The organism is Streptomyces nigrescens (genome assembly GCF_027626975.1).
Taxonomy (GTDB): Bacteria; Actinomycetota; Actinomycetes; order Streptomycetales; family Streptomycetaceae; genus Streptomyces; species Streptomyces nigrescens.
Map to the genome: position 1 here is coordinate 1,977,527 of NZ_CP114203.1, position 17,533 is coordinate 1,995,059.

Here is a 17,533-nt window from a genome sequence, read left to right on the forward strand (position 1 = left end):
ACGCACCACCGTAAGCACCGACGTGCCGCCCCGCTTGCGGACGGCGCCGCTCCCGGACACACAATGTCCTTGACCTAGACAAAACGGGCAAAATTCGCATCGCCGGATGGCCCACACGCGCCGGAAGAGGCACCCGTGACATCTCCCCCGCCGCCTGACAGTCACCCGACAGGACCGCCGTCGGGCCCGCTCTCCGGTACGCCGTCCAGCCCCGGGCACGAGCCGACACAGGTGGGCTCGTGGCCGGGGCAGGCACAGCCGGAGGAGCCCACCGCGCCGGGCTACCGCCCTCCGCCGGGCGGTCCCGGCGAAGGCGGCGGAGGCGGCGGGGGCGGCGGCGGTGGGGGCGGTCGCGCCGGCGGGGGTGCCGGAGCCGGCGGGCCCTGGTGGCGGTCCGCGCCGCGGGTCGCGATCATCGCGGCCGTCGTGGTCGTGGCCGTGATCCTCATCGTCGTCCTCACCCGTCCGGGGGGCGGCACCAGCGAGGTGTTCGCCGAACCGGCCGCCTCCACCGGCCAGGACCCGGTCACCAAGTCGTCGGCCAACGACTCCTCCCCGACCGCGTCCGCCACGCCCAGAAAGCCGTCCGGCAGAGGGAACAGCGAGTTCTCGGGTGCGACGCCCGGTCTCTACGGCGGCACCCAGAACAGCGCGAGCTGTGATGTCGAGAAGCAGATCACCTATCTGATGGAGGCGCCCGCGAAGAACCGGGCGTTCGCCGGGGTCCTGGGCAAGCAACCGGGCGACGTCCCGTCCTATCTGCGGTCGCTGACGCCCGTTCAGCTGGCCTATGACACCCGGGTCACCAACCACGGTTTCAAGGACGGCAAGGCCACCACCTTCCAGTCGGTCCTGCAGGCCGGCACCGCGGTCATGGTCGACTCGTACGGGGTGCCACGGGTGCGCTGCAAGTGCGGTAACCCGCTGACGCCGCCGACGGAGCTCAAGGGAGACGTGAAGACGGTCGGCACCAAGTGGCCCGGCTACCAGTCCTCGAACGCGGTCGTCGTCAGGCCCTCGAAGGCCAAGATCAAGGAATTCACCCTGCGCAACCCGAAGACGGGCAAGTGGTTCAAGCGGCCCGAGGGCACCACCGGCGGCGAGGACCGTCCGACGAGCCCGCCGGCCGAGACCCCCAGCGGGCCCGCCTCGTCCCAGCCCCCGCCGGGCCAGTCGCCCGGCGAGACCAGCCCCGGGTCCACCGAACAGCCCACCGGGGGCACCGACACCTCGCCGTCGGAGACCGGCGGGACGGGGTCCCCCGGCGGCGGGACCGACACGTCCCCCACCGGTGGTGACACCTCGCCGGACGGCGGAACGACCGGCGAGACCACCGGGACCGCCACCGGCGAGAACACCACCGGGACCTCGACCGGTGCGAACACCACCGGGACCGCCACCGGCGACAACACCGCCGGGACCACCGCCGGCAACACGACCGGCGACCACTCCACCGGCAATCAGTCGGCCCAGGGCGGGTCCCCGGGCGGCGGCTCACCGCCGTCCACCTGACGAGGGCGGCAGCAGGTGCATGCGGCGGGCGGCCGGGAGGGCCGCCCGCCGCTTTTTCACGCCCCGATATCGAACTGTGTCCTATTCAACCCATGCACGGGACAACCACTTCAGCGGACAGACCCTCTGCTTATGCGGCGGGTGCATTGGCGGCCCCTGACGGCGACCCCCTCACGGGGCCGGGCCCCGCCACTGACAGTTGTTCTGCTTTGGAGGGATCCCCGTGCACGCCGGACCACGTCGCCACTCCGCCCGGTTGCTACCCGCCCTGACCGCGGCAGCCGCGCTGCTGACCGCGTGCGGGCCCGGTGGCGACGCATCGAAGGCCGACCAGCCCGCTGCCAAAGTAACCGTCACGCCGGCCGCCGGGAACGCCCCGGCCAAGCTCGGCTCGGAAATATCCGTACGGGCCGAGGGCGGCAAGCTCACCTCGGTCGAGGTCGAGAACAACAAGGGCGGCAAGGTCTCCGGACGGCTCTCCGGTGACGGCGCGTCATGGAACTCGGACGGCAAGGTCATGCCGGAGACCACGTACACCGTGCGGACGAAGGCCAAGTCCGACGGGGGCAAGGAGTCCTCGGAAACCTCGAAGTTCACCACGGAGAAGGCCGGCAAGGTCAACAAGCTCACCAACACCCCGTCCGGCGGGCAGACCGTGGGCACCGGCATGCCGGTCTCGATCCTCTTCGACAACCCGATAGCCAAGGACCGGCAGGCCGCGATAGAGAGGGCGCTGAAGGTCACCACCCAGCCGAAGGTCGAGGGCTCCTGGGGCTGGGTCAAGGACTACTCGGGCAAGGACCGCATCGACTGGCGGCCCAAGGACTACTGGCCGTCCGGCACCAAGGTCTCCGTGAAGGGCGCACTGTCCGGCATCAACTCCGGTGACGGCGGCTGGTTCGCCCGGGACTACGACTTCTCCTTCAACATCGGCGCCGACCACAAGGCCGTCATCGATGTCCCCTCGCACACGATGACCATGTACGAGAACGGCAAGAGCGTCGGCAGCATCCGCGGCTCCGCCGGTTCCCCGCAGGACCCGACCCGCGGCGGCGTGCACACCGTGCGCAGCAAGAACGCGGCCGAGACGATGGACTCCTCCACCATCGGCCATGGCGACGAGTGGAGCCTGGACTCCAAGTGGGTCACCCACCTCACCGCGTCCGGGACCTTCCTGCACTCCGCCCCGTGGAACAAGTCCATCGGTGTGGAGAACAACAGCCACGGCTGCTTCGGCATGACGACCTCGGACGCCAAGAGGGCCTACGACTTCCTGACGATCGGCTCCACCGTCGAGGTCAAGAACACCAGCAACACCAACAAGACCGACGTCGGCAACGGCCTGGAGGTCTGGCAGGAGAGCTGGGAGCAGTGGAAGCAGCGCAGCGCGCTGACGCACTGACCCGGCGGGCGCCCCTCCGCGGGGCCCGCGGCTGCGGATGACCAGCAGCCAAGAGACCACCGAACGCCGCCGCCCGGCCCCCAGGGGTGGCGGCGTTCGGCGTACGGGGCGAACCCGGCAGGCGCCGGGCGCCCGTGGCGCGGCGTCCGGTCAGCGGATCTCGCTCGCCGTACGGCGGTAGGTGGAGCGCCGGTCGTCGATCTCGGCCCAGCGGTCGCCGTAGACGTTCTCGATGATGCCCGGCTCCCGCAGGAAGTCGTGGGGGAAGCCCAGCGGCACCGCGCTGGTCCGGTCGAGCCGGGCCAGCGCGTCGGCGTCCAGCGTGACGCCGACGGCGCCGAGGTTGTCGAGGAGCTGGCTCTCCTTGGTGGCGGCGATGATCGGGATGATGTTGCCGGGCCGGCTGCGCAGCCACGCCAGGGCCACCTGCGCGGGGCTCCAGCCGCCCTGCTCGGCGATCTCCAGCACCGCGGTGACGGTCTCCTCCTCGTTGTGGTCCCGCACGGTGCCCGCGTCGACGGTGTCCAGCCGGCCCGTCTCGCCGCGGCGGTACTTTCCGGTGAGCTTGCCGGCCGCGAGCGGCGCCCAGGCCAGCACGGCCAGATCGAAGGCGCGGGCCTGCGGCAGCAGTTCGCGCTCCGGCGTCCGCTCCAGCAGGTTGTAGCGCAGCTGCGAGCCCGCGAAGGCGGTCCAGCCGCGCAGCTCGGCAAGGGTGTTGGCCTGCGCGATCTCCCAGGCGGGCCAGTCGGAGACGCCGATGTAGAGCACCTTTCCCGAGCGCACCACGTCGTCGAGTGCCCGCATCACCTCCTCCACGGGAGTGAAGTTGTCCCGTGCGTGCACCCACAGCACATCGAGGTGGTCGGTGCGCAGGCGGTCCAGGCTCGCCTCCACCGACCGGACCAGGTTCTTGCGGTGGTTGCCCGCCGCGTTCACCTCCCCCTTGCGGGTCGCGCAGGTGTACTTGCTGGCCAGGACGAAGCGGTCCCGGCGGCCTTCGAGCAGCTCACCGAGGATCCGCTCGGAGGTGCCGCCGGTGTAGTTGTTGGCGGTGTCGATGAAGTTGCCGCCCGCCTCCGCGTAGGCGTCCAGGATCCGGCCACTGGTGTCCTTGGGGGCGCCCCAGCCCCAGTCGTCGCCGATGGTCATGGCGCCCAGACTCAGCTCGCTCACCCGCAGACCGGTCCTGCCGAACAGTGTGTAGCGCACGATGTTCCCTTCGCTCAGCGACAGCTGCAGATCGTGCGCCCACGCTAGGAGCTGGAGCGCACTCCAGGGCAAGCGACGGCGCCGCGGGCGGGGCCGCACGGCCTCCCGGCGGTGGCCCAAGTCACCCGCGGGAGCCCCGGTCCCGGTGTCCGATCCGGGCGCCAGCGCCTAGGGTGGCCGGTGCAACTGGTTCGCCCTGCCCGCCAGGCAGGCGCGTCGCAAGAGGGAACCCGGTGGAAATCCGGGACTGCCCCGCAGCGGTGAGTGGGAACGACCGCCGTCATACGCACTGGGCCCGGCCGGGTCTGGGAAGCGACGGCCAGTAGATGTCCGCCTTCGGCGGACGTGCCCGCGAGTCCGAAGACCTGCCAGTGCCCCCGCGCCACCGGTGTGCGGGGTGATCTCGGTGACCTCGAGGGCGGGTCGGCGGACACATCGGGCGGGCACGGCCGGCGGCAGAGCGCCGGGGCCCGCCAGGTTTGCCGTCCCTTCGCGTCCTCGACCCTCCCGGGGTCCATGGAGACACACTCGCGAAGGAGAGTTCCGTGACCAGCAGGTCCGCAGCCGCGGCAGCACGAGCGACCGTGCACGGCTACCCCCGTCAGGGGCCGAACCGTGAACTGAAGAAGGCCATCGAGGGCTACTGGAAGGGCCGGGTCGGCGCCGACGCCCTCCGCACCACCGCCGCCGGGCTGCGCCGCGACAACTGGCAGCAGCTCGCCGGGGCCGGCGTCCACGAGGTGCCGACCGGCGACTTCTCGTACTACGACCACGTCCTGGACACCAGCGTGATGGTCGGCGCGATCCCGGCCCGGCACCGCGCCGCGGTGGCCGCCGACCCCCTGGACGGCTACTTCGCGATGGCCCGCGGCACCCAGGACGTGGCGCCACTGGAAATGACCAAGTGGTTCGACACCAACTACCACTATCTCGTACCGGAGTTGGGGCCGGACACGGTCTTCGCCGCGGACTCCGGCCAGCAGGTCGGCCAGCTGACGGAGGCGCTCGGCCTGGGCCTCGCCGCGCGCCCGGTCCTCGTCGGGCCGGTCACCTACCTCCTGCTGGCCAAGCCCGCGCCCGGCGTCGCGGCCGGCTTCGATCCGCTGACGCTGCTCGACCGGCTGCTGCCCGTCTACGCCGAGGTGCTCGCAGATCTCCGGGCGGCCGGCGCCGACTGGGTGCAGCTGGACGAGCCGGCGCTGGTGCAGGACCGCTCCCCCGCCGTGCTCAACGCGGCGGCCCGCGCCTACCGCGACCTCGGCACACTCACCGACCGCCCGCAGCTGCTGGTCGCCTCGTACTTCGACCGGCTGGGCGAGGCGCTGCCGGTGCTGGCCAAGGCGCCCGTCGAGGGCCTGGCGCTGGACTTCACCGGAGCCGCGGCCGGCAACCTCAAGGATCTCGCTGCGGTCGGCGGGCTGCCCGGCAAGCGGCTGATCGCCGGCGTCGTCAACGGCCGCAATGTGTGGATCAACCACTACGAGAAGTCGCTGGCCACCCTGGGCACGCTCCTGGGCCTCGCCGGGCGGGTCGATGTGTCGTCCTCCTGCTCACTGCTGCACGTCCCGCTGGACACCGGCGCCGAGCGGGACATCGACCCGCAGATCGCCCGCTGGCTGGCCTTCGCCCGGCAGAAGACCACGGAGATCGTGACGCTGGCGCGCGGTCTGGCCCGGGGCACCGACACCATCGCGGCCGAACTCGCCGCCAACCGCGCGGACCTGTCCTCCCGGGCAGGCTCGGCGCTCACCCATGACCCGGCGGTGCGCTCCCGCGCCGCGGCCGTCACCGACGCCGACGGCCGCCGTTCCCAGCCGTACGCCGAACGTGCCGCCGCCCAGCGCGCGCACCTCGGGCTGCCGCTGCTGCCGACCACCACCATCGGTTCGTTCCCGCAGACCGCCGAACTGCGCACCGCCCGCGCCGAGCTGCGGGCCGGGCGGCTCGACGCCGAAGGGTACGAGGAGCGGATCTCGGCGGAGATCCGCGAGGTCCTCGCCTTCCAGGAGAAGGCCGGTATCGATGTGCTGGTGCACGGTGAGCCGGAACGCAACGACATGGTGCAGTACTTCGCCGAGCAGCTGACCGGCTATCTCGCCACCCAGCACGGCTGGGTGCAGTCCTACGGGACCCGCTATGTCCGGCCGCCGATCCTGGCCGGGGACATCTCCCGCCCCGGACCGATGACCGTGCGCTGGACCCGCTACGCCCAGTCGCTCACCGAGCGGCCGGTCAAGGGCATGCTCACCGGCCCGGTCACCATGCTCGCCTGGTCCTTCGTCCGCGACGACCAGCCGCTGGGCGACACCGCCCGCCAGGTGGCGCTCGCCCTGCGCGACGAGGTGAACGACCTGGAGGCGGCGGGCACTTCGGTCATCCAGGTCGACGAGCCGGCGCTGCGCGAGACGCTGCCGCTGCGCGCCGCCGGCCACGCGGAGTACCTGGCCTGGGCCACCGAGGCCTTCCGGCTCACCACCGGCGGGGTCCGGCCTGACACCCAGATCCACACCCATATGTGCTACGCGGAGTTCGGGGACATCCTCCGGGCCATCGAGCACCTCGACGCCGATGTCATCAGTCTGGAGGCGGCCCGCTCCCATATGCAGGTCGCCTCGGAGCTCGCCACGGCCGGCTATCCGCGCGAGGTGGGGCCCGGTGTCTATGACATCCACTCGCCGCGCGTCCCGGACGTGGCCGAGGCAACGGCCCTTCTGCGCAAGGGACTTGACGCCATTCCGGCGGAGCGGCTGTGGGTCAACCCGGACTGCGGTCTGAAGACCCGCGGCTGGCCCGAGGTACGGGCCGCCCTGGAGAACCTGGTCGCTGCGGCCCGCGAGATCCGCGGCAGCCTGCCCGGCGGGGTCTCCTGACACCCTGAGGGCCGGGGGCCGGTGCCCGTAGGGGTGCCGGCCCCGGCCCGGGGCCGCCATACCGGGGCGGGGACGGCGGTGGCCGCTCAGGGCAGGTCACGGCGCATCAGATCCGCGTGGGTCTCGCGCCGTACGACGGGGCGGGAGCGGCCGTCGCGGCAGAAGACGACCGGTGGGCGGCAGGCCGCGTTGTAGTTGTTGGCCAGGGAGTAGGTGTAGGCGCCGGTGACCGGGACGGCGATCAGATCGCCGGGCCTCGGGTCCTGGAGGTGCACGCCCGCGCTGAGCACATCGCCGGACTCGCAGTGCGGGCCGACGACCCGGCAGAGTTCGCCGGGCCCTCCGGAAGTCCTGTGCACCCGGGTGGCCACGGCCGCCTCGAACCGCTGCCCGTACAGGGCGACTTCGAGGTTGTCCCCCATCCCGCCGTCCACGGCGACCATGGTCTCGCCGCCGGCCCGCTTGACCGTCACCACGCGGTAGAGCGAGACCCCCGCCTCCGCCACCATCGACCGGCCGGGCTCGATGATCAGCCGGGCGCCGGCCGGCAGCAGCGCGTCGACCGCGGCGGTCAGCGCGTCCAGGTAGGCCTCGACCGTCGGCGGCCGGTCGTCGTACGTATAGCGGGCCCCCAGCCCGCCGCCGAGGTCGTAGACGGGAAACCTGCCGAGCTCCGCCACCGCCGCGACCGCCCGGACGAACGGCTCGGTGTCGAGGATCTGCGAGCCGATGTGCACATGCAGTCCGTCCAGGCGCAGCCGGGCGCTGCCGCGCAGCCGGGCGATCGCCTCCCGTGCCTGCGGCGGCAGCAGCCCGAACTTCGAGCCGCGCTGACCGGTGGAGACCGCCTCATGGGTGTCGGGGCGGATGTCGGGGGTGACCCGTACGAGGACGCCCTGGGTCCGGCCGCCGGCGCCGTGGGTGCGGGCCATGAGGTGTTCCAGCCGGTCGATGTCGTCGAAGTTGTCGATGACGACCAGACCGGCACCGGCCTCGACGGCGGCCCGGAGGTAGTCCTCCGTCTTGGCGTTGCCGTGCACGATCACCTTGGCCGGGTCGGTGCCCCCGGCGAGCGCGAGCGCCAGTTCACCACCACTGGCGACATCGACGCCGAGGCCTTCCTCGGCGAGCAGCCGGTAGACGGCGGTGCACGGGAAGGCCTTGGAGGCGAAGGCGGCCATCGAGTCCGGCCGGCGTGCGGCCAGCCCGTCGGCGTAGCGGCCGGCCCGGTCCCGGAGGGCGCGCTCGTCGATGAACAGGGCGGGGGTGCCGTGGCGTGCCGCGAGCTCGGTCACCGGACATCCGCCGATGCGCAGCCCGCCGTCCGGCGCGGTCGAGGTGCCCGGCGGGAACAGTCCGAGCAGGGCGTCACCGGACGGGTCGACCGGCGCTGCGGTGGTGGTCCTGTGGGCCATGGGGTGCTCCTTGCTGGGTCGTACCGGGGGTGCGGGGCGCTCGGCGGGCCCGTCGGCCCCGGCCCGGGATCGGCTCCGCACCATGCTGCGTCCCACCCGCTTCCCCGTCGTTGGCGCGATCGCCTAGGGTCCGACCGTGGATCTGTCGGATACGCCGAACCCGCCGGACCTCGGTGGGACGAGCGAGGAGCTGTTCGCGCTGGCCAACGCCGTGGCCGCGGTGATCGGTGGCTCGGTGGCGATCGAGGACCTCGACCACCGGGTGCTGGCGTATTCGTCGGTGCCGGGCCAGCGGATCGACGAGCTGCGCCGCCGCGGCATCCTGGACCGGCGGGTGCCCGACGAGCCCGCACCGCAGCGCCAGTACCGCGAGGTGCTCGCCGCGCCCGGCGTCGTCCGGCCGCCGCGGCTCGCCCCCGGTGAACTGCCGCGCGCCGCGGCCGCGATCCGTGCGGGCGAGCTGCCGCTGGGCACCATCTGGGCGATCGAGGGGGATCCCGGGGCCGGTGCGGCCGGTGACCGGGCGCTGCTGGACGGCGCGCGGCTCGCCGCGCTGCACATGCTGCGCCGCCGCAGCTCGGCCGAACTCGGTCTGCGGGCCCGCGAGGAGGCGCTGCGGGCGGCGCTGTGCGGTGACGGCGGCGCGCAGGAGATCCGGTTTCGGCTGGGTCTGCCGGAGCGGCCGAGGCTGACGCTGCTGGGGTGTGCGCCGGCTGCGGGCGGGCCCGACCGGGCCGGGCCGGAGGTGGTCCGGCTGGGTGCGGCGGCCGCCCGTCACTGGTCCGCCGTGCACGGTGAGGCGGCCGTGGCCACCGTCGGCCGTACCGTCTACGTCCTGCTGCCCGGGGCCGGCCCGGACGAGGCCCGCCGGCTGGCCGGACAGGCGGTGGCCGCGCTCGGCCGCACCCTGGACACGGCGCTGCGCACCGCGGTCAGCCGCCCCGCCGACGACCCCGCCGGACTGCCCGCGCTGCGCGCCGAGGTGGACGACATCCTGCGGGTGACGACGGCGGACGCGGACGCGCCGGAGGTCGCGGCGCTCACCGATGTGCACGCCCGCGTCCTGCTGCTGCACTGCGCCGACGCGCTGGAGCGCCACCCCCGTCTGCGCCACCCGGGCATCGAGGCCATGCGCGCGCACGACCGCACCCGCCGTACCGCGTACGCCGCGTCGGTGGTGGCCTGGCTGGACGCGGCCGGCAATGTCGGGGAGGCCGCGCAGCGGCTGACCGTCCACCCCAACACCCTCAAGTACCGCCTCCGTCGCGCCCATGAGCTGTTCGGGATCGACCTCGGCCACCCGGATGTGCGGCTCTCGTGCTGGCTGCAACTACGGCTCGCTGACTGACCGCACGGGGCCGGCCGGGGCAGCGCAACGGGGCGCCCGCCGCTTCGGCGGGCGCCCCGTTCTCCGCCGGGACACCGGCGGAATGAGCGTGAGGGACGGAGCGTCGTGGGGACTCAGTCCGTGATGATCGCCGGGTCGCTCACACCCGCCTCGCCGGTCTCCACGTGGCCGGCGAACCGGCGCAGGAAGGTGCCGTCGGTGTCGGAGGTGACCGACAGGTCGTACCAGCGCTTGCTGGCGCGCAGGTCGAACGACTTCTTGACGGTGGCGCCCGCACGGACCGGGTAGGTCTCGCTGGCCCCGCCGTAGGCCTGGGTGACGGTGAGATGGCAGTCGGTGCGGCCGGGGTTGGTCAGGGTGAGCTCGACGCGGCCGGCGGTCGCGTCATGGCGGGCGGTCACCTCGGGCCCGGTCTTCTTGCCGGCGCCCTTGAAGGTGCGCAGGAAGCCGTTCGGGCCGTGGACCGTCAGGTCGTACACGTCCTTGGAGTAGGAGGTGTTCCAGGTGTCGGAGATCTTCTTGCCGGCCTCCGTGGTGTACGACCAGGGGCCGTCGGTGCGATTACCGGCGGTGACGGTGAAGCAGGCACCGGCCTTGTCACCGCTCTTGAAGGTGAGGGTGAAGCGGCCGGTGGAGGGGGTCGCGGACCCGTCGACGAGCGGTGCGTACGGCAGCGGGCGGGCGGGGCGGGAGCCCGGCTCCTGCTTGGGCAGCACGGGGTTGGCGGGCGGCTTCGCCACGAGGCCCTTGTGACGCTCCTTGTCCGGCGGCTCGTAGCCGTCGGTTGCGGGGAGCGAGGCCGGCTTGGTGTTCTCCAGGCCGAAGTCGAAGGCGGAGGTCAGGTCGCCGCAGATGGCGCGCCGCCAGGGCGAGATGTTCGGCTCGTGCGCGCCGAACCGGCGCTCCATGAACCGGATGATGGAGGTGTGGTCGAAGACCTCCGAGCAGACGTAGCCGCCGGTGCTCCAGGGGGAGACCACGAGCATCGGGACACGCTGGCCGAGGCCGTAGGGGCCGGCCGCGAACTTGGCGTCGCCGGAGAAGTGGTCGAGCGAGGTGTCCACGGTCGACTTGCCCCGGTCGGCGGAGGCCGGCGGGAAGGGCGGGGCGACGTGGTCGAAGTAGCCGTCGTTCTCGTCATAGGTGATGAACAGGGCGGTCTTGCTCCACACCTCGGGGTTGGAGGTGAGCGCGTCCAGCACCTGGGAGATGTACCAGGCGCCGTAGTTCGCGGGCCAGTTGGGGTGTTCGGTGAAGGCCTCGGGGGCGGCGATCCAGGAGACCTGGGGGAGCTTGTCGGCCTTCACATCGGCCTTGAGCAGGTCGAAGTAGCCGTCGCCCTTCTTGGCGTTCGTGCCGGTGCGGGCCTTGTCGTAGAGCGGGTCGCCGGGCTTGGCGTTGCGGTACTGGTTGAAGAAGAGCAGCGAGTTGTCGCCGTAGTTGCCGCGGTAGGCGTCCTCGATCCAGCCCCACTTGCCGTCCGCGTCCAGGCCGTCACCGATGTCCTGGTACATCTTCCAGGAGATCCCGGCCTTCTCCAGCCGCTCCGGGTACGTCGTCCAGCTGTACCCCAGCTCCGCGTTGTCGAGGACCGGGCCGCCACCCGAGCCGTCGTTGCCGACGTGGCCCGAGTACATGTAGTAGCGGTTGGGGTCGGTGGCACCCATGAACGAGCAGTGGTACGAGTCGCAGACGGTGAACGCGTCGGCGAGCGCGTAGTGGAACGGGATGTCCTTGCGGGTCAGGTGGGCCATCGTCCCGGCCGTCTTCGCGGATATCCAGTTGTCGTACTTGCCGTTGTTCCAGGCCTTGTGGCCGCCCGCCCACTCGTGGTCGAGGCCCTCGATGAACTGCATGCCGAGGTCTTCGGCTTCCGGGTGGTAGGGCAGCACCTCTTTGTCGCCGTCCGGCTGGTGCCAGACGGACTTACCGCTTTCGAGGACGAGCGGGCGCGGGTCACCGAAGCCGCGTACGCCCTTCATCGAGCCGAAGTAGTGGTCGAAGGAACGGTTCTCCTGCATCAGGACGACGATGTGCTCGACGTCCTTGATGGATCCGGAGCGTCGCTTGGCGGGGATGGCTGCGGCACGGGCGATGCTGCTCGACAGGGCCGAGGCGCCCGCGGTGGCGCCGGCGATCTGGAGGAAACGCCGGCGATTGAATTCAGGCATGGGCTGGGGAACCTCTTCAGGTGTGGGGGAGTTGGCGAAATGACGGTACTGGTGTGCGGTTGTGTGAGGAGTGGTGCGAAACCACGGTCAGCAGAGTGTTCCAAGAGGAACGAGCGCCAGGGAAGGGGGGGTGTCGCAGATATGGCACATCGGGGTACGGGCGACGAACTCCCTGGTCGGGAACGCCGTACAGCCAACTGCGGGCATTTCGAACAAGGGGGAGCAATGGGACAGGGCAATGATCAGGACGTGGCCGGGGGCGGCGGGACACCGCTGCCCGACGAGATCGCTGCGGACAACGCCGAACAGGGCGGGGCCTGGAACGGGGACGACGGACGGTACTGGGTCCAGCACCGGGAAAGGCAGGAGGCGAGGTATCGCCGGCTCACTCCGCACTTAATGGCAGCGGCCGGGATCCAGGCGGACAGCCGGGTGTTGGACATCGGATGCGGCAGCGGCGGTACGAGCCTGGAGGCGGCGCGGGCCGCGGCCGAGGGAGCGGTGCTCGGCGTCGATGTGTCGGCGCCGATGCTGGCCGAGGCCCGGAAGCAGGCCGCGGGCTCCGGACTGCCGCAGGTCACCTTCGAGCGAGGGGACGCACAGGTCCATCGCTTCGAGGACGGCGCCTTCGATATCGCGATCAGCCGTTTCGGGGTGATGTTCTTCGCCGACCCGGAGGCGGCGTTCGCAAATATCGCCCGAGCGCTGCGTCCGGGCGGGCAGTTGGCGTTCCTGTGCTGGCGGAGCGTGCGGGACAATCCCTATCTGACCGTGCCGATGGGCGCCATCGCCCCGTATGTACAGCTTCCGGAGCTCGAGGCGCCGGGCGCCCCGGGCCCGTTCTCCCTCGTTGACACCGACCGGATCGAGAAGCTGCTGGACAGCGCGGGATTCGACGAGATCACGATCAGCGCCGTCGACGAGCCGATGTGGATGGGGACCGATCCGGACGACGTGGTGGCCTACCAGCTCGGCATACCGGCCTCGCGCGCGATGCTCGCCGAGGCGAGTGCGGAAGCGCGGGCCAAGACAGAAACCGCGTTGCGGGATGCGCTGGCCGAACACCAGGGCCCCGACGGCGTCACGCTCGGCAGCGCGGCGTGGCTGGTGACGGCCCGCCGGCGATGACCGGCTCGGCAGCCCGGATCCGGTGCCAGGCGGGAGGTGGCCACCCCGCTCCTCGTGGACGGGGTGGCCACCGGCTCGCTCAGCCCATCGCCGCCGCCGGCCCGGCGACCGGGGCCAGACGGCCCGTGCGGTGCAGTCCGTAGAGGGCGGCACTGCAGGCGAGGCCCAGGACCGGCAGGGCGATCCAGGGCAGGGCGGGCAGTCCGGCCGACCGGGAGGCGTCCAGTGCGGCACCGGTGAGCAGATTGCCGAGGGTGATGCCGATACCGCAGATGGTGTTGTAGAGCCCGTAGTGGGTCGCCACCAGGCGGTTACCGGACAGCCGGACGATGGTGTCCATCTCGAACGGGTACGTGATCATCGTGCCGAGCGCGAGCAGCAGCGCACAGAGCGCCGGCGGGACGGCCGCGAGGGCCCAGCGGCCGGGGCCCTCGGCCGGCACCGGCAGCGCCGTGGCGGCCAGCAGCGGAACGAAGGCCAGCCCCATGGTCAGCAGACCTCGGGCGAGCGCGCGGCCCGCGGTCATCCGGGCCTTGCACCAGCGCGTCACCCTGGTCTGGCCCAGGATGGTGCTCAGCCCGGACACCGCGAACAGCCCAGCCACCGCCGCGGTGCCGAACTCCCCCTCACCGCCCAGTCGCCGTACCTCCAGCGGCAGCGCCAGATAGACCTGGAACGACAGCACATACGAGCCGATCATGGCTCCGGAGAACAGCAGGAACGGCCGGTTGGCCAGCACGCCGCGCCATGAGGACGGCAGGCCCGCCCGCCGGTCGTCACCGGCCGGAGCGGTCTCGTCCCCGCGGGCCGGCAGCGCACGGATCTGCACGATGCTCAGCAGCGCGAAGATCCCCGCCGAAACCAGGCAGGTGACCTGGAAGTTGACGCCGGTGAGCACCATCCCCACCAGCGGGCCGAGCAGGATGCCCGCCTGGTAGAAGACGTTGAACAGCGCAAACGCCTCCAGCCTCCGGTCGCCCGCCGCGGCGGCCAGATAGGCCCGGACCGCCGGGTTGAACAGCGCACCGGCCAGTCCGGTGGCCGCGGACGCCGCCAGCAGCGCGGGCAGCGAGTCCACCAGCCCGAGCGTCGCGAATCCGAGCGTCCGCAGCACACAGCCGGCCACGATCAGCGGCTTGTAGCCGAACCGGTCGGCCAGCGCGCCGCCGACCAGGAACATCCCCTGCTGGCTGAAGTTGCGGACGCCCAGGACCAGCCCGACCAGCCAGCCCGCCAGGCCGAGCGTCCCGGACAGATGCGCGGCCAGATACGGCATCAGCATGTAGAAGCCGAGGTTGATGGTGAACTGATTGACCATCAGCAGCCGGGCGCTGCGCTCGTAGGAACGGAACTGTGTGAGCATGCCGGTCACCGGTCCTCCCCCGCAGCGTGGGCGGGCGCGTCGCCGGTCGGGCCCGCCACACCGGACGTGCCGAGCGGATCGACGACCTGCGCGCACCGGCTCCAGACGGTGACCTCCCGCTCCCCCAGCCGGCTCAGGGTCTGCGGCCCGTCCGCCGGCGGGGCGTCGAGCAGGCCGTGTTCGGCGCAGTACTGGTCGTCGTAGACCGTGCTCAGATAGCGCTGCGGTCCGTCGGGGAAGACGGCCGCGATACGGGTGCCGGCCGGCTCGGTCCGGCTCAGCCAGCCCGCGACCAGGGCGACCGCGCCGACGCTCCAGCCGCCGGTGGCGTAGTGCGAGGACGCCAGCGTGCGGCAGGCCCAGACCGCTTCGGCGGGTGCGACCCAGTGCACCTCGCTGAACTGGTCGTAGGCGACATTGCGCGGGTAGATGCTCGATCCCAGCCCGCGCATCAGCCGCGCACGGGCGGGCTGTCCGAAGATGGTCGAGCCGATGGTGTCGACGCCGACGAGCCGCAGCTGCGGGTAGAGCTGGCGCAGCACCCGGGACACCCCGGCGGAGTGCCCGCCGGTGCCCACACTGCACACCAGGACGTCGATATGGCCCAGCTGGGAGGCGAGTTCGAGGGCCAGCGGCAGATAGGCGGTGGTGTTGTCGGGGTTGTTGTACTGGTCCGGGCACCACGCGCCGGGGTGGGCGGCGAGCAGTGCGCGCACCCGGTCACGGCGGGCCTGCTGCCAGCCGCCGCTGGGGTGCGGCTCGGGGACGAGCTCGACCTGGGCGCCGTACGCGGTCAGCAGCCGGGTCATCGAGGACTCCAGGCCGGGGTCGGTGACCAGGCTGACGGGATGGCCGTAGACCATTCCGGCGAGCGCCAGGCCGAGCCCGAGGGTGCCGCTGGTGGATTCGATGATCCGGGCGCCGGGCTGCAACTCACCACGGGCGCGGGCGCGTTCGACCATGTGGAGTCCGGGACGGTCCTTGATGCCGCCCGGGTTGCGGCCTTCGAGCTTGGCCCAGAAGCCGCGGCCGGGCGGGGTGAGCGGCTCGGAGATGTGCAGGACGGGGGTGTTGCCGACCAGGCCGGGGATACCGGAGGCGGGGGCCGGGCCGGGCGTCGGGGAGGCGGAGGCCGGGCCCGGCGTCGGGGAGGCGGGGGCAGCGGGAGAGACGGAACGGGCCGCCGTGGGGAGAGAGTGCATTTTTCGCTCTCGTTCGGTGGGTGGGGATATACGGGCGCTCCTCTCGCGCCGGCCGGGGTGGCCGGGCGCGACGGCGGGCTCCTATATCCGGCACCGGCAGAGGGCGGCGAGAGTGGACCGGCCGCCGCGTGCCGGTCTGTAGTGACCGGCCCCGCTCCCCGCGGCCGGGCGCCGGCCGGCCGCGACGCGCACGGCCCCCGCGAGGACGGCGGGCACCGCGGCGCCCTCCGTACCGGCGGCCGGCCGGCCCTGCGGGAGATGACCGGACGGGCCGGGCACACACGCGGGGTCGTGGTGCCCGCCGTCCGTCCCGGCGGTCGCCTGGACGGGCGCGGCGGCCATGGCGGCGGACCGCCCCGACGAGACCGCCGCCGGCACCGGCACATCGTGGTGGCCGTCCGCGCCGTCGGCGCACGGGAGCACCACGGACAGCAGTCCGGCGACCAGGAGCAGTAAGACGGCCGGCCGGCGGTGGCGTAAGCGGGCGCGCCTCGGTGAGCGGGCGCCGCTCAGGAATCGGGCGCCACTACGGAGGCAGGCGCCACCAGGGACGAGGAAACGGAACGGACGGCACAACGGAACGCGCAACGGCACAGGTTCTCCGTGAGACTGCCGCCGCGCCGGAGCAGCACACGCACACACGCATGCACACGGGCGGACGGCATCGGCAGGGGGTGATCCGGAATCGGCCGGAATCTAGACCTGCTGCACCACGGATCCCGTTGCGCTGCGCAACGGTGGGAGGGCGGCACGGGCGTTCTCGGACGCCTTGGACCGGCTCTGCGACGGCGGATGCCAGGAGGAGCCCGCAGCGGGGGTGGGGCAGGGCAGCGCCATGGCGGCACCCTGCTGGGGCTGGCCCGCGACACACAGCTCGTCGGAGTGGTGCCCGGGGTGCTCCGGTCCCTCGGAGTGACCGCTGTGTCCGGAGGCGAGCCAGCCGCCGGAGTCCGCGGCGGCGGACGCCGCGACCGGCAGGGCGTTCACCAGATGGCCTTCGGCGCTCTCCGCCCGCGCCCCATGGGCGACCAGCACACTGATCAGCAACGCGGCCAGCCACAGCACACGAAACGGAACCGCTGAACCGCGGTTCCGCATGCTGCTGTTGGCCGACCTGACCGTTGCCATACCGCGATCGTAACCGCGGCGGCTGCCCGTTGCCGGTTTCCCCGCGCCCGGCGCGACAGATATCAGCCGGTGGGCGAGGCGTGACGGGGGTGGGCGTCAGCGCCTCGCGCCTTCATTGACGGCGGGTCAGACCAGCGACACCGCGTTCGACGCCGCCGGGGTGGCCTCGGCAGCGGTCCCGGTGGCTTCCTGCAGGGGCTCGACGAGCGGCTCGACCGGTACGGCCGGAGGCACCGCCGGCTGGCCCTTCGCATCGGGCACGCTGCGCAGCGGGGTGCGGCTGGTCAGCGGCGACTTGCGGGCCGCCTCGACCCGGCGGGTGAACCAGATGACCTTGCCGTCCGGGGTGCCGCAGGTGCCCCAACTGTCGCTCAGTGCCGCCACTCTGGAGAGCCCCCCGCCGCCCGCGCTGAGCAGCTTCGGCAGGCGTGGCCCCTGGTCGGCGACGGAGGCCGTGAGGTGCCGGCCGGTCCAGCGGAGTTCGACGACGCACGGGGCGTCCGGGCCGATATGGCGATGGACGTTGGTCAGGAGTTCCGCCACTCCCCGGCACACGGGCGGGATATGCAGCTCAAGATCCCAGTACCGCAGGTGCGCGGCCAGGATCCGCCGGATCTGCGGCACACGCTCCGCCGAAGCATGCAGTTCGACCGTGTAGTGCCGGTCGCCGGGAAGTGTCATGTCGTGGCTCCTCACCGCGAGGCTCACGCCCTTCACCTCGTTGGACCAACGAACCCCGAAACACGAAGAGTGAGCATTAATCACGTATGGGTCATTTGTCATGG

13 protein-coding genes and 1 riboswitch are annotated in these 17,533 nt (G+C 72.2%); of the genes, 6 read left to right on the forward strand and 7 right to left on the reverse strand.

Annotated features, from left to right (window positions below):
- Positions 1-231: 231 nt before the first annotated feature.
- Together STRNI_RS08930 and STRNI_RS08935 are read left to right on the forward strand one after the other, a co-directional pair.
- Positions 232-1,512, forward strand: coding sequence for a DUF6777 domain-containing protein (locus STRNI_RS08930; protein WP_277410890.1), 1,281 nt, complete (start codon positions 232-234; stop codon positions 1,510-1,512).
- A 223-nt stretch (positions 1,513-1,735) separates the two neighbouring features.
- The gene (locus STRNI_RS08935) at positions 1,736-2,914 is read left to right on the forward strand and encodes a L,D-transpeptidase family protein (RefSeq protein ID WP_277410891.1); all 1,179 of its coding nucleotides are present in this window, start codon (positions 1,736-1,738) and stop codon (positions 2,912-2,914) included.
- A gap of 150 nt (positions 2,915-3,064) precedes the next feature.
- Here the strand turns inward: STRNI_RS08935 and STRNI_RS08940 are convergent, their stop codons facing one another.
- Positions 3,065-4,123, reverse strand: coding sequence for an aldo/keto reductase (locus STRNI_RS08940; RefSeq protein ID WP_277410892.1), 1,059 nt, complete (start codon positions 4,121-4,123; stop codon positions 3,065-3,067).
- A 185-nt stretch (positions 4,124-4,308) separates the two neighbouring features.
- Positions 4,309-4,496, forward strand: a riboswitch (cobalamin riboswitch).
- Positions 4,497-4,668: 172 nt separating this feature from the next.
- On the opposite strand from STRNI_RS08940, the gene metE reads away from it, so the two are divergent.
- Positions 4,669-6,993, forward strand: coding sequence for a 5-methyltetrahydropteroyltriglutamate--homocysteine S-methyltransferase (metE, locus tag STRNI_RS08945; protein ID WP_277410893.1), 2,325 nt, complete (start codon positions 4,669-4,671; stop codon positions 6,991-6,993).
- A gap of 86 nt (positions 6,994-7,079) precedes the next feature.
- Here metE and lysA read toward each other — a convergent pair whose 3' ends face one another.
- Positions 7,080-8,408 carry a diaminopimelate decarboxylase gene (gene lysA / locus STRNI_RS08950; RefSeq protein WP_277410894.1) on the reverse strand — a complete coding sequence of 443 codons (1,329 nt, stop codon included), beginning with the start codon at positions 8,406-8,408 and terminating at the stop codon, positions 7,080-7,082.
- 136 nt (positions 8,409-8,544) lie between these two features.
- Here lysA and STRNI_RS08955 point away from each other — a divergent pair, with 136 nt between their 5' ends.
- Positions 8,545-9,756 carry a PucR family transcriptional regulator gene (locus tag STRNI_RS08955; protein ID WP_277410895.1) on the forward strand — a complete coding sequence of 404 codons (1,212 nt, stop codon included), beginning with the start codon at positions 8,545-8,547 and terminating at the stop codon, positions 9,754-9,756.
- 113 nt (positions 9,757-9,869) lie between these two features.
- Here STRNI_RS08955 and STRNI_RS08960 read toward each other — a convergent pair whose 3' ends face one another.
- A complete protein-coding gene (locus STRNI_RS08960; RefSeq protein ID WP_159485488.1) occupies positions 9,870-11,927 on the reverse strand; it encodes a phosphocholine-specific phospholipase C in 2,058 nt (685 codons plus the stop codon).
- 225 nt (positions 11,928-12,152) lie between these two features.
- On the opposite strand from STRNI_RS08960, the gene STRNI_RS08965 reads away from it, so the two are divergent.
- Positions 12,153-13,055: a class I SAM-dependent methyltransferase gene (locus STRNI_RS08965; protein WP_277410896.1), complete on the forward strand. Its 903-nt coding sequence runs from the start codon at positions 12,153-12,155 to the stop codon at positions 13,053-13,055.
- Between the two features lie 79 nt (positions 13,056-13,134).
- Here STRNI_RS08965 and STRNI_RS08970 read toward each other — a convergent pair whose 3' ends face one another.
- Complete coding sequence (locus STRNI_RS08970) at positions 13,135-14,418, reverse strand: MFS transporter (RefSeq protein ID WP_037741294.1); 1,284 nt, start codon at positions 14,416-14,418, stop codon at positions 13,135-13,137.
- Between the two features lie 5 nt (positions 14,419-14,423).
- Entirely contained in the window at positions 14,424-15,620 is a 1,197-nt protein-coding gene (locus STRNI_RS08975; protein WP_277410897.1) for a PLP-dependent cysteine synthase family protein, read from the reverse strand.
- Between the two features lie 141 nt (positions 15,621-15,761).
- Between STRNI_RS08975 and STRNI_RS08980 the strand changes: the two genes are divergently transcribed.
- Positions 15,762-16,076 (forward strand): hypothetical protein, encoded by a 315-nt coding sequence (locus STRNI_RS08980; protein WP_093648557.1) that lies wholly within the window; start codon positions 15,762-15,764, stop codon positions 16,074-16,076.
- Positions 16,077-16,316: 240 nt separating this feature from the next.
- Here the strand turns inward: STRNI_RS08980 and STRNI_RS08985 are convergent, their stop codons facing one another.
- Both STRNI_RS08985 and STRNI_RS08990 read right to left on the reverse strand, forming a co-directional pair.
- Positions 16,317-16,748 carry a hypothetical protein gene (locus STRNI_RS08985; protein WP_148591844.1) on the reverse strand — a complete coding sequence of 144 codons (432 nt, stop codon included), beginning with the start codon at positions 16,746-16,748 and terminating at the stop codon, positions 16,317-16,319.
- Between the two features lie 126 nt (positions 16,749-16,874).
- Positions 16,875-17,429, reverse strand: a complete 555-nt coding sequence (locus STRNI_RS08990) for an ATP-binding protein (RefSeq protein ID WP_274738704.1) — start codon at positions 17,427-17,429, stop codon at positions 16,875-16,877.
- Positions 17,430-17,533 lie beyond the last annotated feature (104 nt).

Bases quoted from the DNA above. Each gene is read 5' to 3' on its own strand.
- STRNI_RS08985 (WP_148591844.1), bottom strand. From the start codon at position 16,748: ATGGCAACGGTCAGGTCGGCCAACAGCAGCATGCGGAACCGCGGTTCA.
- lysA (WP_277410894.1), bottom strand. From the start codon at position 8,408: ATGGCCCACAGGACCACCACCGCAGCGCCGGTCGACCCGTCCGGTGAC.
- STRNI_RS08960 (WP_159485488.1), bottom strand. From the start codon at position 11,927: ATGCCTGAATTCAATCGCCGGCGTTTCCTCCAGATCGCCGGCGCCACC.
- STRNI_RS08965 (WP_277410896.1), top strand. From the start codon at position 12,153: ATGGGACAGGGCAATGATCAGGACGTGGCCGGGGGCGGCGGGACACCG.
- STRNI_RS08975 (WP_277410897.1), bottom strand. From the start codon at position 15,620: ATGCACTCTCTCCCCACGGCGGCCCGTTCCGTCTCTCCCGCTGCCCCC.
- STRNI_RS08970 (WP_037741294.1), bottom strand. From the start codon at position 14,418: ATGCTCACACAGTTCCGTTCCTACGAGCGCAGCGCCCGGCTGCTGATG.
- STRNI_RS08990 (WP_274738704.1), bottom strand. From the start codon at position 17,429: ATGACACTTCCCGGCGACCGGCACTACACGGTCGAACTGCATGCTTCG.